Source organism: Agarivorans sp. QJM3NY_25, assembly GCF_050870875.2.
Taxonomy (GTDB): Bacteria; Pseudomonadota; Gammaproteobacteria; order Enterobacterales; family Celerinatantimonadaceae; genus Agarivorans.
This window is the reverse complement of sequence record NZ_CP194041.2, coordinates 2,526,099-2,539,997: the sequence shown is the minus strand read 5'-3', so window position 1 is coordinate 2,539,997 and position 13,899 is coordinate 2,526,099. Positions and strand designations below refer to the sequence as shown.

The window sequence follows — 13,899 nt, the reverse complement described above, 5'->3', positions numbered from 1 at the left end:
ATAACTTTAAACCGAGTTGTTTAGCTGATGTGAACATAACGATCCCAATAATCAGCCGCTCGATAGCGTTGAACCAAATAAGTGGACAAAAACAAGGTGGTACAAATACACCATAGCCCGTAACCTAGGTGGATATCTGCAAAATCAACCAGTTTAACTAAGGCCACTAAAAAGCTGACGATATACACTTCGATCATGCTCCAATCAATTAAGTCGTCTTGAAAGTGCAGCGCGGTAGCCAAACCGGGCGATTTCCAAGCGATTGCGAGGCTAAAAGACGTGTAAGAAATTAAACTAAAAAGTAAGATTGGCGCAATAAAACTGGCAAGAAAAACACAAAAGCCGACTAAATAATGCCCATGCTCCAGCAATAATACCGTGCCACGCAGTATGTTTGCTGAGTTAGGGATCCCTAATACTGTGAAGCTGAGTAGCGGGTAGGTATTGGCGAGAATAACCATGACTAAACAGGCTAAAGAAAGCGCTAGTTGACTTGAAAAACGAAGCGAAGAACCACGAAATAACACCTGGTCACAGCGGGGACAAGTGGTCACTTGGCCAGCCTTACATTGTTGCTGCTTTTCGAGCAACAAGTCACAGCTAGGGCAAATGGACAGCTTTGATATTTCTAAAGAATTCATAGTTATGTATATTAGCTCAACTAAGCTACAGAATACTGCATAATTTTTCTCTCTAGTAGTTTTGTGATTGATGATGCATAATAACCTGTACATAAAAACAGTAGATGGAGGCAGCCGTGGCTGTAATTATTAAATATGTCGTCGAACGTAACGGTGTAGAAAAAATGACTTTTAGCTCAAAAAAACAAGCCGACAGTTACGACAAGATGTTAGATGTCGCCGATCAGCTTACTTTATTAGTGAAACATGCCGATCCTAAAATGAGTGAGGCGCAAGCTGAAAACCTAGGTTACTTCTTGTCTTTGCAACGTAATGCGGTGCAACAGTTATTAAAAGGCCAAGAGTTTTCGGAATCAATGATTGAAGCAGAAGAGGAATAGCGCTTGCAGCAAGTTTCTAGCAGGTATCTAACCCTCGCCAAGCAAATTTCAGCCTTGCTTGATAGAGATTTACCCTATATTTCTAATTTGGCTAATTTTTCGGCCTTGTTATGGATGGAGTTAGAGCATATTAATTGGGTCGGCTGCTATCTCATTAATCAAAGCAACGACACATTGTTGTTAGGTCCTTTTCAAGGAAAACCAGCTTGTAGCTCCATTGTTGTGGGCAAAGGTGTCTGCGGAGAAGCCTTCGCCAAACAAAGCTCTATCTGTGTTCCCGACGTCCACCAGTTTCCCGGCCATATTGCTTGTGATGGCGCAAGCGCGTCGGAAATCGTGGTCCCGTTTCATCTAAATGGTCGACTGATAGGAGTGATTGATATCGATAGCCCACAGCTTTCACGATTCGACGATTCTGATCAAATTGGTATCGAGTATTTAGTTAAAGAGCTAGAAAATAACTTATCAGAAGTGCATTTTTAATGGCTTTTCAATATACCCTCACTATAATAGCCGAAATCAGCCCTATCGCTGTACCAGTAAAGATGTATAAGAAAGGTCATCATGGAACAAACTAATAAACTGAAAAATAGTAAAGAAGTTATTCAATATTTAGCGACTCAATTTCCGCTTTGTTTTTCGACGGAAGGTGAAGCTAAGCCACTTAAAATTGGTATTTTTCAGGATTTAGCTGAACGTCTTAAAGAAGATGAAAAAATCAGTAATACCGTATTGCGCTCAGCGTTACGTCAATACACTTCAAGTTGGCGTTACTTACATGGCGTGAAGGTGGGCTCCAAACGAGTTGACCTAGACGGCGTTGAAGGTGCAGAGATTGAGCAAGAGCATGTTGAACATGCACAAAAAACCTTAAAAGAGAGTAAAGATAAAGCCTTTGCTCACAAAAAGGCGCAAGCAGAAAAAGCTAACAAAGCTAAATTGGCTGAGCGTAAGGCAAAAGCTGATGTAAAACGCAACGAGAAACCCAAAGCCAGTGTTAGTAAACCTGCGGTAGAGAAAAAACCAATCGAGAAAATTGATAGTAAAGATTTGGTTGCAGGCAAAGAAGTGAGGGTATTAGTTGGTCAGACTCCTATGCCTGGGCAGATTTCCGAAGTCAGTAAAGATGGCATTGCGGTCACGCTTAAAAGCGGTATGTTAGTAAAAGTGAAAGCTGAGCATATCGTTGCATAAATTAATTTAGTAGTGAGATAGGTGCCTATGAAATATTCGAGCCGTCTTTGGCTGTTTTTTTTAACACTCTGTTATTCAACATTTTTGTTAGCTCAAACGGCTAATTTAAGCGAAGAAGCTTTACCGACATTAAGTCAGCAAAGTCAACATGCTACAGCGGCTAAAAGGATAAGTGCGCTCTACTCTCGCTCGCATTACCGTAGTATTCCCTTTGACGATGAATTATCGAGTGAGATTTTCGATAAATACATTCAACAACTTGATTACAATCGTAGCTTGTTTCTAAAAGAAGATATTGCTCGTTTTGAACGTTATCGTTATGTTTTAGACCAAGATATTCCAGCTGGCCGTTTGGAACCGCTTTACTCTATTTTTGACTTGTCGCTAAAACGTCGTTATCAGCAATTAGTATATTCGTTGCAGGTGATTGACGAGCAAATGGATTTTAGTAAAGACGAACAGTTTCAATTTGACCGTAGCAAGGCAGATTGGCCAAAAGATCAAGCTGAAGTCAAGGAACTATGGCGATTAAAAGTTAAGTACGATGCACTAAGCCTTAAATTGGCGGGGCGTGATCACGATAAAATCGTCGAGATTTTAGCAAAACGTTATAACAGCGCGATTAAACGTCTGGTACAAACCTCGAGTGAAGATGTTTTTCAAACTGCAATGAATGCTTATTCTCGCAGTATCGAACCTCACACTAGTTATCTTTCTCCCCGTACCGCCGAACGCTTTCAAATGGAGATGAACTTATCTTTAGAAGGGATTGGGGCAGTACTACAGGGCGAAGATGAATACACCATTATTCGTAGTTTGGTTCCCGGAGGCCCTGCGGCGCTGAGTAACCAATTAGGGCCTGACGATAAAATTGTTGGTGTAGCACAAGGCGAAGGCGAATTTGTTGATATTATCGGTTGGCGTTTAGATGATGTTGTCGATCTTATCAAAGGACCTAAAGGAACTACGGTTCGCTTAGAAATATTATCTTCTCATGGCAAAGTCGACGGTAAAACTAAAATTGTTGGCATCGTTCGCGATAAAGTTCGTCTGGAAGATCGCGCCGCTAAAAGTGAAGTATTAGAGATTGAAGGAAAGAAAGTAGGGGTACTGAATGTCCCTAGTTTTTACGTTAATCTGAGCAAGGACGCGAGCAAAGAACTGGCTAAACTAGCAGAGCAAAATATTAGCTCTTTAGTGGTTGATCTTCGTGGTAATGGCGGAGGCGCGTTGACCGAAGCCACTGCCTTAACTGGTTTATTTATCCCGCAAGGTCCGGTGGTTCAAGTTCGAGACCAATTGGGACGAATTAGTGTCAATAGCGATACCAGTAACCATGTGAATTACGATGGCCCAATGGTTATTTTAATCGATCGTTATAGCGCGTCAGCGTCTGAGATTTTTGCTGCGGCACTGCAAGATTACGGCCGAGCAATTATTGTGGGCGAACAAAGCTATGGTAAAGGTACTGTGCAACAGCATCGTGGTTTAGGCCGTATTTATGATTTATATGAAAACGAACTTGGCCATGTACAATATACAATTGCTAAGTTTTATCGAATTAATGGCGGCAGTACTCAACATCGAGGTGTGATCCCTGACATTGCTTACCCGGTGGCATTGTTGCCGGAAGAAACCGGAGAAAGCTTAGAGAAAAATGCCTTACCTTGGGATAAGATCAAACCTGCGGAATATAAAGTATTGAGTAATATTCATCCGTATATTGCGACTCTTGAGAAGAAGCATTTAGCGAGAATCAGTCATGATCCTGAGTTTCAGTATATTATTAATGATATTGCCGATTTTCGAAAAGATAAGGATATGGTTGAGATTAGTCTCAACGAGAAAACTCGAGTCGCCCAACGCGATGACAAAGAACAGAAGCAGTTAGTTCGATTAAATGAGCGCTTGACTCGTTTGGGTAAAACGCCAGTTAAAAGTTTAGATGATGCACCAAAGGATTTTGAAATTGATGACGCTTTTTTAGATGAAGCTGCAGAAATTTCTTTAGACTATTTGGCGCTCAGCAAGAACAGTTAAATATGTAATCCACCTAAAAAAAAGCCAGCTTTACGCTGGCTTTTGTGTTGATGACAAGCGCTTAATCAGAGAATACAGGGCTAGCCAATATGGATTGTTGCAGCTTTTTAACTTCTATAATTTTGACCTGAATAATATCGCTAATTTTATAATGGTAGCTATCACTTGAGATGGAGCCCATTTCATTATCTATTTTTAGCTCTTCAGCTGATTTAGCTAATTTACCCTTAGCAATAAACGCAGTGGCTCCACTATCAAGTAAGCGAACATTTAGGCCCCCTCGATTCACATTCGTAATTTCTGCATCTAAGCTGGTTGTGGCAGCTTGTTCACTGAAATATTCACAGTAGAGATAGTTGGCCATTTCTCTTTCTGCAAATTTCTGTTTTTTGCGACACTCGCTTAAATGTTCAGTGAGGGCCTCGGTTAAAGGTGAGTCAACTTGGTCACCTCTAATTGCTGCTTTAATCAATCGATGATTCAGCAAATCACTGTATTTTCGAATTGGTGACGTCCAGGTCGCGTATTTGGCTTCACCTAAGCCAAAGTGGGCTTGACACTGCGCACTGTAAACACTGAAGTTGAAGTGACGCTTTACTAATTGATCTAAAGTCTTATTCCCCGATTGACTAATCTTTCTACGTAATTCACAGAAATAATCCAAGTCATCCAATCGTGTACTGTCGACGCTAAACTCAAACTTTTTCAGTAGTTCAACCAGGCCTTCCAGTTTTTCAACTTTAAAACCAGAATGGCAGGTAAATACCCCGTGACCGAGTCGTTCATCAAGCAATCGTCCACCACATATGTTGGCAGCCACCATCGCTTCTTCCACCATTCGATTAGCACAGCGCCGTGATTGACGAAGGATATCGATGACTTGCCCTTTATGGTCCAGAACAAATTCATAATCAGCCTGATCACCAAATACTGAACGATGTGCAGCGCGCCAATGATAACGTTGTTCGCTAAGTTGATGAAGCTGGCTTAGTGCTTGCTGCAAATCTTCTAAACCATCAAACGTTCCGGTTTCATTTTCTATAAAATCGGAAACTTGTTGGTAGTTAAGACGATATTTAGATTCCACAGTCGCCAGATAAAACGTGGCATCATCAAGTAATTCACCGTCCAAGCTAATATTCATTTCACAGACTAAAGCGGGGCGCTGCTGGTCCGCGTGCAATGAGCATTTTTCGTTGGCTAATTGATTTGGCATCATCGGCACAGTACGAGCAGGCAAATACAACGTAAAAGCACGCTTTGCTGCAGCGGCTTCCAACTCACTCTCTGGGTTGAAATATGCACTGGGGTCTGCGATAGCTACCTTAAGACACCAGCCATTGTCGTGACGCTGAATCGCAATCGCGTCGTCCATATCTTTGGTACTTTCACCATCAATGGTGAAAAATAGCTCATCGACCACGTTACGGCGTGCCTCTTGAGGCTCAATGAGTTCAAGTGGCTCTGTAAGATCAGGTTGATCCCAAACTAAACCATGTTTTAGCGTGGTTGCTTTCCAGCGCGCAAAATTGTCATCACTATCGGCAATAAATTCAATGATCTCGACTTGAAACTGCTTATCTCTCAGTGCGTGTTTCAACAAACGAGCGATTACCCAGTCTCCTTGCTTGATGGTGAAATCACTACCTTTCTTCACCCTTGCACTCAAGGCTTGATTAATCAGTGGATGATCAACGATCACCTTAGTGCGATTATCAACAAACTTGATCCGTGCAACAAAGCTGTCTAGTGCTGCTTCCACTAAAGTTTCTGGCTCAGCGGCTTCTTTGCCATTATTTTCACGGATTGCGGCCTTGATTCGGTCACCATGAATCAGCTGCTTCATCGAAGGAGGCGAAATAAAATAACTTTTTTTATTATCGGTTTGTAGAAAACCAAAATTCTTATCGGTGGCTTTCACCACGCCTTCAACCGTGGGAATGGTCTCTCTAATTTGCTGTTTCAGCTGGGCTAATAGAGGGTTATCTTTAAGCATAAAGGGATCCGTCATACATTGTGCAGGCACTATACCCAAAGGTTTCTAGCTATTCTAGAGAAACAGTACTGGTTTGTTGGCTTTCCCGCGAGTTACACTTACTAATACGATGTCAACTAAATGGATTGTAGATGAGTAAAGACAAGCAAAAACACCAACAGCGCCAACAAAAAATAAAGGAAAACGTTGATGCTAAAGTTGAACAAGCGCAAATAGAACGCGGCTTACTACTGGTGATTACCGGAAACGGCAAGGGAAAATCCACTGGCGGATTTGGCAATGTAACCCGCGCTGTGGGCCATGGTTTTAAGGCAGTAGTCGCTCAATTTATTAAAGGCGGTTGGGACTGCGGTGAACGCGAGTTGCTGAGTCAACATGCTGTAGAATTTGCGACGATGGCGACTGGTTTCACTTGGGAAACGCAAAATCGCGACTTAGATCGCCAAGCGGCCGAGGAAGTATGGCAGCGTTGTAAACAGTGGCTGACAGATCCGTCCATTTACTTGGTTTTGCTGGATGAGCTCACCTATATGTTGAGCTACGACTACTTGGATGTTGATGAGGTTGTTGAAGCTATTGCGCAGCGTCCAAGAGAACAAACAGTTGTTGTGACTGGACGAGCTTGTCATCGAAAACTCTTGGAAATTGCCGACACCATATCAGAAGTAAAAAGTCAGAGACATGCCTTCGAAAATGGCATCAAAGCACGTAAAGGGATTGACTGGTAGATATTCAATCATCAATTATTGGCGCGAAATGATATTGAGCACTCATCAAAATATAAATTAAAATACTATAAATTGAGTTAGATTGAGAATTTATTTCTCAATCGTTCTTTTTTATTAGCTAAATCAGCCAGTTTTTTCTAGTGAGTCGAGGTTAACATGGTTTATCAGTTAATCAGTTGGATAGCTTTATGCACCAGTGGCAAGCTTACATAAACCTCGTTCAGTCTCAAGTTGTACCCGCTTTGGGTTGCACCGAGCCAGTTACAGTCGCTTTGGCCAGCGCGAAAGCAAGACAAATTCTTGGTGCCACACCAGATCACCTTAAAGTTAAAGTCACGCCCAATCTCTATAAAAATGGGATGGGTGTTATGGTTCCAGGCACAGGTAAAGCTGGTCTTGCCATTGCTGCTGCGGCAGGAGCTTGTACAGGGAATGCCGATAAGGGTTTGGAGGTACTGGCTGATATCTCCAGTGCCGACTTAGCTGAAGCGAACCAGATGCTCGTGCAAAAACGTGTCAAGATTGAGATGATTTCTCATCCAGATGTATTGTATACCGTTGTCCAAGCTGGTCTTGGTGAGTCTTTGGTTGAAGTGTGTATTGCGCAATCACATACTCATTTTGAATATATCGAAGTAAACGGTCAGCGGAGCCCGCAAGTGACGGACAATGCTTGTGGTGAGCATTTGGCGGTACCACCTTTGCCATTATTAACGCTGTCTGAGATCTATACATTTGTAACTCAGGTCCCGCTTAATCAAATCATATTTATAAAACGTGCCGCGGAATTAAATCGAGCGTTGGCCAGCATTGGGATGACCGGAGAGTATGGGCTAGCCTTAGGAGCAAGTTTACAGCAACAAATTACTCAGGGCTTATTGAGCGATGATTTAATGGGGCGAGCCATGCGTTTGGGAGCCGCTGCGTCAGATGCTCGCATGGGGGGCGCACCACATGCTGCGATGAGTAACTCCGGTAGCGGTAATCAAGGAATAGCAGCGACCATGCCTATTATTGCTTTTGCCGAATTACGCCAACTCAGTGACGAGCAATTTACCCGAGCGCTGATGCTAAGCCACCTCGTTGCTATCTACGTTAAATCCAAACAAAACAAACTGTCGGCTTTATGTGCCGCTACCACTGCATCTATGGGCGCAGCGGCAGGATTAACTTGGTTGTTGGGCGGAGACCTTGCCGCAATTCATCGGGCAATTAATGCCATGGTAGGGGACATCTCGGGTGTATTTTGTGATGGTGCGAAGGCTGGTTGTGCAATGAAAGTCTCGACGGGCGCGGGGAGTGCAGTTAAATCAGCTATTTTGGCTGTCTCGGGAAATACGGTGAGTGCGCAACAGGGGATCGTATTTGATTCCGCTGATGATAGTATTCAACAACTGGGGTTCTTGTCCAAAACCGCAATGTTGCCCACCGACGAAGCAATTATTGCAACCATGCAACATAAACAATTTTAGTTGAATACCAAACTGAGTTTATCCATAGCCAACTGAACCTTCTCTTTATCGTTAGGATTTTGTTTATGCACTAAGCTCAGTTCGAAAGGGTAGCTATATTCCGCTGGTTTTATCAGCCGTATCAATTCTGTTTCTAAATAACCCTTCAGCTCACTCAAAGGCAGATAACCAATATAAGCACCTGAGAGGATCAAGGCCACACGGCTATCAAACTGATAGCCTTTTGCACCAAAATTTAAGGCTTGTAGCTGCGCTCTTCCCATTGGGTTTAGCTCGATGCCGGGATGGATGGCGGCATGCTTGGAGAGTTCTTCGTTATCAATATTACCATCATTCATCGCATATAATTCCGATTGTTCGCTTGCGCATAAATATAAGGATTCACTAAAGACTACTTGGCTCGTCAGCCCATCAATACTTCGATAAGCCGGATAAAAGCCAATGTGAGCCCTATTATTGATAAGGGCAGCTTCAATATTAGCGACCGTATCCATGTTCAGGCAGATACATAAGCTAGGCGCCTGCTGCTTAATTAAGGCAATAGCTTTTCCAATTTTTTGAATACTCAAGCGATCAAGGAGATCGGAGTACAGTATAATTAGCTCACCGGTGAGTGCTTTGCCAAGGTTGTCGACGAGGGCACTAAATTCACTAATACTTGAAAATAACCTTAAGCAAGCCTGATAAACCGTTTGCCCACGCTCGGTTAAAGCAAAACCACTGCGGCCTCGTACGCAGAGCCGCATATTCATGCGGCTCTCTAAGCTAGACATGTGGACACTAATGGTGGAACGGGTAATACCTAAGGCATTTTCTGCGGCAGCAAATCCGCCGTGTTCAACTACCGCTTTAAATACCCGCAATAGACGTAAATCGTATTCGCTGAGTTGTTTGCCATTATTTGGATCGAGCATAGTTTTATCTAATTCAAACTTTAGTTTTATTGTTTGATATTTAACATTGTTTTTACTTGGTATTCAATAACGCTAAATTGTTATTTCAACTTCGTACATGAGGCCAGAGCCATGGATAGAATCATCGACCAACAATTAGTTCGTCATCAGTCTTACATTAACGGCCAATGGATGGCTAGCGAACAGCAGTTTTCTGTATATAACCCGGCCAATCAACAAGCAATAGCTCAAGTAGACGATGCTGGAATTCAAGGCGTGGAGAGTGCGATTGCTGCCGCCAAGGCTGCCTTTAAAGCTTGGTCTAATATGGCAGCTGCTGAGCGAGCAAAACTATTACGTAGCTGGTATCAGCTGATGTTGGAGCATCAAGACGATCTTGCCGCTATTTTAACCCTTGAACAGGGTAAACCTTTGGCCGAAGCCAAAGGTGAAATAGCCTATGGCGCTTCGTACATTGATTGGTTCGCCGAAGAAGGTAAACGTTGTTATGGAGACGTGATACCCGGTCCCGCCTCAGATAAACGGATTGTCGTGATCAAACAGGCGGTTGGAGTTGTGGCGGCGGTCACTCCATGGAACTTTCCAAATGCAATGATTGCTCGTAAGGCGGCTGCGGCACTGGCGGCGGGTTGTACCTTTGTGGTTCGTCCTGCCCAACTCACGCCTTTATCAGCGCTGGCTATGGCCGAATTAGCCGACCGAGCAGGTATCCCCAAAGGTGTATTTAACGTGGTGGTTGGTGAAGATGCGCGCGGTATGGGGCGGGTGCTAACCGAAAGTCCAGATGTTGCCAAATTCACCTTTACTGGATCAACCGCGGTGGGTAAACAACTGATCGCACAATGTGCCAGTACGGTGAAAAAAGTATCGATGGAACTAGGAGGTAATGCCCCCTTCATTGTATTTGATGACGCAGATTTAGATGCTGCTATTCAAGGTGCTCTTGCGTCAAAATACCGTAATGCAGGGCAAACCTGTGTGTGCGCCAATCGATTCTTGGTACAAAAAGGTGTTTATCAGGCCTTTAGCGAGAAATTGGCCCATGCTTTAAGTCAACTGAAGGTTGCTGATGGCTTGAGTGAAGCAGCTGTCATCGGTCCAATGATCAGTGAACAAGCGAAACAAGAAGTACACAAACTGGTGACGGACTCGGTTGCGGTTGGTGCCAAGATCCTGTGTGGCGGTGAAGAGCATCCAGCCGGAAAACAATTTTATAGTCCAACAATTATGACTCATGTTAGTAATGACATGCCGATTGCCGCGAATGAAATTTTCGGCCCAGTCGCGCCCTTAATTATGTTTGAAGATGAAGCACAAGCAATCGCACTGGCTAATGATACCGAATATGGTTTAGCGGCGTATTTTTATACACGAGATATTGGTCGCGTTTGGCGTGTTGGCGAAGCGCTTGAATATGGCATGGTCGGCGTCAATGAGGGGATTATTTCTAATGCTGCGGCTCCTTTTGGGGGGGTTAAACAGTCCGGTAACGGACGCGAAGGCTCGCATTACGGCTTAGACGATTACATGGAAATTAAATATTTGTGTTTAGGTGGCTTAAACGCCTAGTTTAGAGGAACTCAGCAATGTCTAATCAATTACTACAACAAAGAAAACAAGCGGTATTCGCTCGGGGTCAAGGTAACGCCTATCCAGTGTTTGTCGATAAGGCACTTAACGCCGAAGTCTGGGATGTAGAAGGCAATCGCTACATTGATTTTGCCACCGGGATCGCGGTATGTAATACCGGTCATTCGAATCCGGCGGTAGTCGCTGCAGTGAAACAACAACTGGATAGGTTCAGTCATACTTGCGTGATGGTGAATCCCTATGAAAGTGCTGTCGCCTTAGCCGAAAAGTTAGTCGAAATTGCTCCTGGCGAGAGTGAGAAAAAAGCGATTTTTGTCACCACTGGTGCTGAAGCAGTAGAAAATGCAGTCAAAATTGCTCGGGCATCTACCGGACGTCGTGGCGTGATTGCCTTTAACGGCGGTTTCCACGGAAGAACCAATCTCACAATGGCGCTGACCGGTAAAATTACGCCATATAAACATCTATTTGGTCCTTTCGCTGGCGATATCTATCATGTGCCTTTTCCGATGGCTGCCCATGGAGTGACCACCGAAGACACTTTAAAAGCGCTGGAAAATCTGTTTAAGGTAGATATTGGCCCACAAGACGTGGCGGCTATCATTATCGAACCAATACAAGGCGAGGGAGGTTTCTATCCTGCGCCTCATGCTTTATTGCAATCATTAAGAGCGCTTTGTGATGAGCATGGCATCGTCTTAATTTTGGATGAAATTCAAACTGGCTTTGGTCGTACCGGTAAGATGTTCTGTTGTGAAGATAGCGGCATTGAACCGGATCTCATCACCATGGCCAAGGGCATTGCTGGCGGTTTCCCGCTTTCTGCAGTGGTTGGTAAGAGCCATATCATGGATGCACCTTTACCTGGCGGTTTAGGCGGGACTTATGGTGGTTCTCCCGTTGCTTGTGCAGCAGGCTTGGCGGTTCTGGAACAAATTGAACAACAACAGCTAGTTAGTCGTGCGCAAATGATTGGTCTGCGTTTTAATGAACACTTGATGCAATTGAAAGCTGACTATCCTCAGTTAATTGGTGAAATTCGTATCTCTGGGGCGATGATCGCTTTAGAACTGATCTGTGATGGCGATCCAGAGTTGGCCAACACCAGTCTGACACAAAAGCTCATTGCTAAAGCAGCCGAGTTTGGTTTGATCTTGCTTGCATGTGGTTACTACGGAAATGTGCTTCGTTTCTTACCTGCGCTTACCATTGAAGACGAAATTGTTGACGAGGGCATGGCTAAGTTTACCCAGTTGTTTCAAGCCGCTGCCGAGTAGCGCATCTCAGCATTATATACTGCTGCCAGTCATTCTCATTAAGCGAACCATTTGGTTCGCTTTTTTTAGGGTTGATAAATCCTATCGCAATGCTGTAGAGAATGAGTTAAAGCAGCGTTAAGTCTTGGTTATTTTCATCACAATAGTCGCCTAGAGTGAGCTTATTCGCTTGCTTAACTCACGGGATGATTGCGAGGTATTTACTTAGAATGCTAAGCTGCACCACACGCCGCGATTAAAATACGTTATCTCTAACCCAAAATGAACCACGCCACACCCATAGCAGCTAGAGTTTTAAGGAAGCTACATGCCAAACCCCGTTCAAAATAGCCCCAGTACCTTATTTGTATTATGTCGTTGGCTATTATTGTTAATTCCAATGGCTTTAGTAGTTGGGTCTCTGAATGCCTTGTTTTTGTGGCTGTTGGACTTTGCGAGCCGAACTAGAGCCGACCAGCCCTACTTATTATACTTTTTGCCAATTGCTGGCTTAGTGGTGGTATTTATCTACCGACGGTTTGGTAAAAATTCGGAATCGGGAAACAATCTCATTATCGATGAAATTCATCAACCAGGTGCTGGGATCCCTGCGCGGATGGCCCCCTTAGTTTTACTTTCTACGGTCGTCACCCACCTGTTTGGTGGCTCTGCCGGACGCGAGGGCACCGCAATACAAATTGGTGGCGCTTGCAGTGCGGCTTATGGTCGATTATTTAAGTTACAAGGGCGAGACTATCAAGTCTTTCTCGCTGCCGGTGTCGCTGCCGGTTTTTCTGCTTTATTTAGTACTCCTTTAGCCGCCACTATCTTTGCTCTAGAAGTATTGGCAGTGGGTCGGATCCGCTTCGACTCCGTTATCCCAGCACTATTTGCCGCAATTTTAGCTGACTTGGTTTGTACCGCCTGGGGCACACCACACACTCAATATAAAGTCGATTTTTTAGAACAGGTGATGTTATTTCATCATATAGTTCATATTGATCTGCTGTTATTAGCGAAAGTTGTGGTTGCCTCAATGGCCTTTGGTTTGGTCGGATATTTGTTTGGCGAAATGGTGTTTATGTTTAAAGACATTTTTAAATTTGTCTTTAAAAACCCTTATCTCATCGCTGTGATGGGAGGCATTATTGTGATTGTTTTAGTGACTCTGATAGGTAATCAAGATTATGTTGGCTTGGGCGTGAATAGCTATCGCGAAGGCGGAGTCAGCATCATTAGCGCTTTTAGTCCAGGTGGCGCTGAATGGTACAGCTGGATGTTAAAATTATTGCTTACCGCTATCACCCTTGCTGCCGGCTTTAAGGGTGGCGAAGTTACACCACTATTTTTCATTGGTGCGACCTTAGGCAATACGCTTGCTTGGCTAATGGGGGCTCCAATTGATTTGTTCGCCGCGATTGGATTTATTGCGGTATTTGCCGCAGCCACCAATACGCCTTTAGCTTGTACCATCATGGGGGTCGAGTTATTTGGCTCAGAACACTTGATGTATTTTGCGGTCGCCTGTTTTGTTGCCTACTATTTTAGTGGGCATACGGGGATCTATTCTTCACAACGGATAGCGGTGCCCAAATCTGCCAACTTTAACGCCCATGCCAAAACGCTAGGAGAGTTGAGAAATACCGGTAACTATTTGGCGAAATGGTTTAAAAAACGGGGGGAATAAG

General features: G+C 43.9%; 12 protein-coding genes. 9 read left to right on the top strand and 3 right to left on the bottom strand.

Features of this window, described 5'->3' with window-relative positions; genetic code table 11:
* Positions 1–20: 20 nt before the first annotated feature.
* Positions 21–554, bottom strand: coding sequence for a paraquat-inducible protein A (locus ACRRSW_RS11770; RefSeq protein ID WP_432459428.1), 534 nt, complete (start codon positions 552–554; stop codon positions 21–23).
* A 203-nt stretch (positions 555–757) separates the two neighbouring features.
* On the opposite strand from ACRRSW_RS11770, the gene ACRRSW_RS11765 reads away from it, so the two are divergent.
* The 4 genes from ACRRSW_RS11765 to prc all read left to right on the top strand — a co-directional run bounded on the left by ACRRSW_RS11765 (position 758) and on the right by prc (position 4,255).
* On the top strand, positions 758–1,021 hold the full coding sequence (locus ACRRSW_RS11765) for a YebG family protein (RefSeq protein ID WP_432453053.1): 264 nt from the start codon (positions 758–760) through the stop codon (positions 1,019–1,021).
* 3 nt (positions 1,022–1,024) lie between these two features.
* The gene (locus ACRRSW_RS11760) at positions 1,025–1,504 is read left to right on the top strand and encodes a GAF domain-containing protein (RefSeq protein WP_432453054.1); all 480 of its coding nucleotides are present in this window, start codon (positions 1,025–1,027) and stop codon (positions 1,502–1,504) included.
* 81 nt (positions 1,505–1,585) lie between these two features.
* Positions 1,586–2,215 (top strand): RNA chaperone ProQ, encoded by a 630-nt coding sequence (gene proQ / locus ACRRSW_RS11755; protein ID WP_432453055.1) that lies wholly within the window; start codon positions 1,586–1,588, stop codon positions 2,213–2,215.
* A gap of 27 nt (positions 2,216–2,242) precedes the next feature.
* Positions 2,243–4,255 carry a carboxy terminal-processing peptidase gene (gene prc, locus ACRRSW_RS11750; protein ID WP_432459427.1) on the top strand — a complete coding sequence of 671 codons (2,013 nt, stop codon included), beginning with the start codon at positions 2,243–2,245 and terminating at the stop codon, positions 4,253–4,255.
* Positions 4,256–4,316: 61 nt separating this feature from the next.
* On the opposite strand, the gene ACRRSW_RS11745 is transcribed toward prc, so the two are convergent.
* Positions 4,317–6,251, bottom strand: coding sequence for an exoribonuclease II (locus tag ACRRSW_RS11745; RefSeq protein ID WP_432459426.1), 1,935 nt, complete (start codon positions 6,249–6,251; stop codon positions 4,317–4,319).
* A gap of 131 nt (positions 6,252–6,382) precedes the next feature.
* Between ACRRSW_RS11745 and cobO the strand changes: the two genes are divergently transcribed.
* Together cobO and ACRRSW_RS11735 are read left to right on the top strand one after the other, a co-directional pair.
* Positions 6,383–6,979 (top strand): cob(I)yrinic acid a,c-diamide adenosyltransferase, encoded by a 597-nt coding sequence (cobO, locus tag ACRRSW_RS11740; RefSeq protein ID WP_432459425.1) that lies wholly within the window; start codon positions 6,383–6,385, stop codon positions 6,977–6,979.
* Between the two features lie 188 nt (positions 6,980–7,167).
* Complete coding sequence (locus ACRRSW_RS11735; RefSeq protein ID WP_432453059.1) at positions 7,168–8,451, top strand: serine dehydratase subunit alpha family protein; 1,284 nt, start codon at positions 7,168–7,170, stop codon at positions 8,449–8,451.
* Here the strand turns inward: ACRRSW_RS11735 and ACRRSW_RS11730 are convergent.
* Positions 8,448–9,365 carry a LysR family transcriptional regulator gene (locus ACRRSW_RS11730; RefSeq protein ID WP_432453060.1) on the bottom strand — a complete coding sequence of 306 codons (918 nt, stop codon included), beginning with the start codon at positions 9,363–9,365 and terminating at the stop codon, positions 8,448–8,450. The genes ACRRSW_RS11735 and ACRRSW_RS11730 overlap by 4 nt on opposite strands.
* A 111-nt stretch (positions 9,366–9,476) precedes the next feature.
* On the opposite strand from ACRRSW_RS11730, the gene ACRRSW_RS11725 reads away from it, so the two are divergent.
* The 3 genes from ACRRSW_RS11725 to ACRRSW_RS11715 all read left to right on the top strand — a co-directional run bounded on the left by ACRRSW_RS11725 (position 9,477) and on the right by ACRRSW_RS11715 (position 13,898).
* A complete protein-coding gene (locus ACRRSW_RS11725; RefSeq protein WP_432459424.1) occupies positions 9,477–10,934 on the top strand; it encodes an NAD-dependent succinate-semialdehyde dehydrogenase in 1,458 nt (485 codons plus the stop codon).
* A 17-nt stretch (positions 10,935–10,951) separates the two neighbouring features.
* Positions 10,952–12,232, top strand: coding sequence for a 4-aminobutyrate--2-oxoglutarate transaminase (gabT, locus tag ACRRSW_RS11720; protein WP_432453062.1), 1,281 nt, complete (start codon positions 10,952–10,954; stop codon positions 12,230–12,232).
* Positions 12,233–12,539: 307 nt separating this feature from the next.
* The gene (locus ACRRSW_RS11715) at positions 12,540–13,898 is read left to right on the top strand and encodes a voltage-gated chloride channel family protein (protein WP_432453064.1); all 1,359 of its coding nucleotides are present in this window, start codon (positions 12,540–12,542) and stop codon (positions 13,896–13,898) included.
* Position 13,899: the final 1 nt, after the last annotated feature.

Excerpts from the sequence above, each read along its gene's own strand:
- proQ (WP_432453055.1), top strand. The coding sequence starts at position 1,586 with ATGGAACAAACTAATAAACTGAAAAATAGTAAAGAAGTTATTCAATAT.
- prc (WP_432459427.1), top strand. The coding sequence starts at position 2,243 with ATGAAATATTCGAGCCGTCTTTGGCTGTTTTTTTTAACACTCTGTTAT.
- ACRRSW_RS11745 (WP_432459426.1), bottom strand. The coding sequence starts at position 6,251 with ATGCTTAAAGATAACCCTCTATTAGCCCAGCTGAAACAGCAAATTAGA.
- cobO (WP_432459425.1), top strand. The coding sequence starts at position 6,383 with ATGAGTAAAGACAAGCAAAAACACCAACAGCGCCAACAAAAAATAAAG.
- ACRRSW_RS11735 (WP_432453059.1), top strand. The coding sequence starts at position 7,168 with ATGCACCAGTGGCAAGCTTACATAAACCTCGTTCAGTCTCAAGTTGTA.
- ACRRSW_RS11730 (WP_432453060.1), bottom strand. The coding sequence starts at position 9,365 with ATGCTCGATCCAAATAATGGCAAACAACTCAGCGAATACGATTTACGT.
- ACRRSW_RS11725 (WP_432459424.1), top strand. The coding sequence starts at position 9,477 with ATGGATAGAATCATCGACCAACAATTAGTTCGTCATCAGTCTTACATT.
- gabT (WP_432453062.1), top strand. The coding sequence starts at position 10,952 with ATGTCTAATCAATTACTACAACAAAGAAAACAAGCGGTATTCGCTCGG.
- ACRRSW_RS11715 (WP_432453064.1), top strand. The coding sequence starts at position 12,540 with ATGCCAAACCCCGTTCAAAATAGCCCCAGTACCTTATTTGTATTATGT.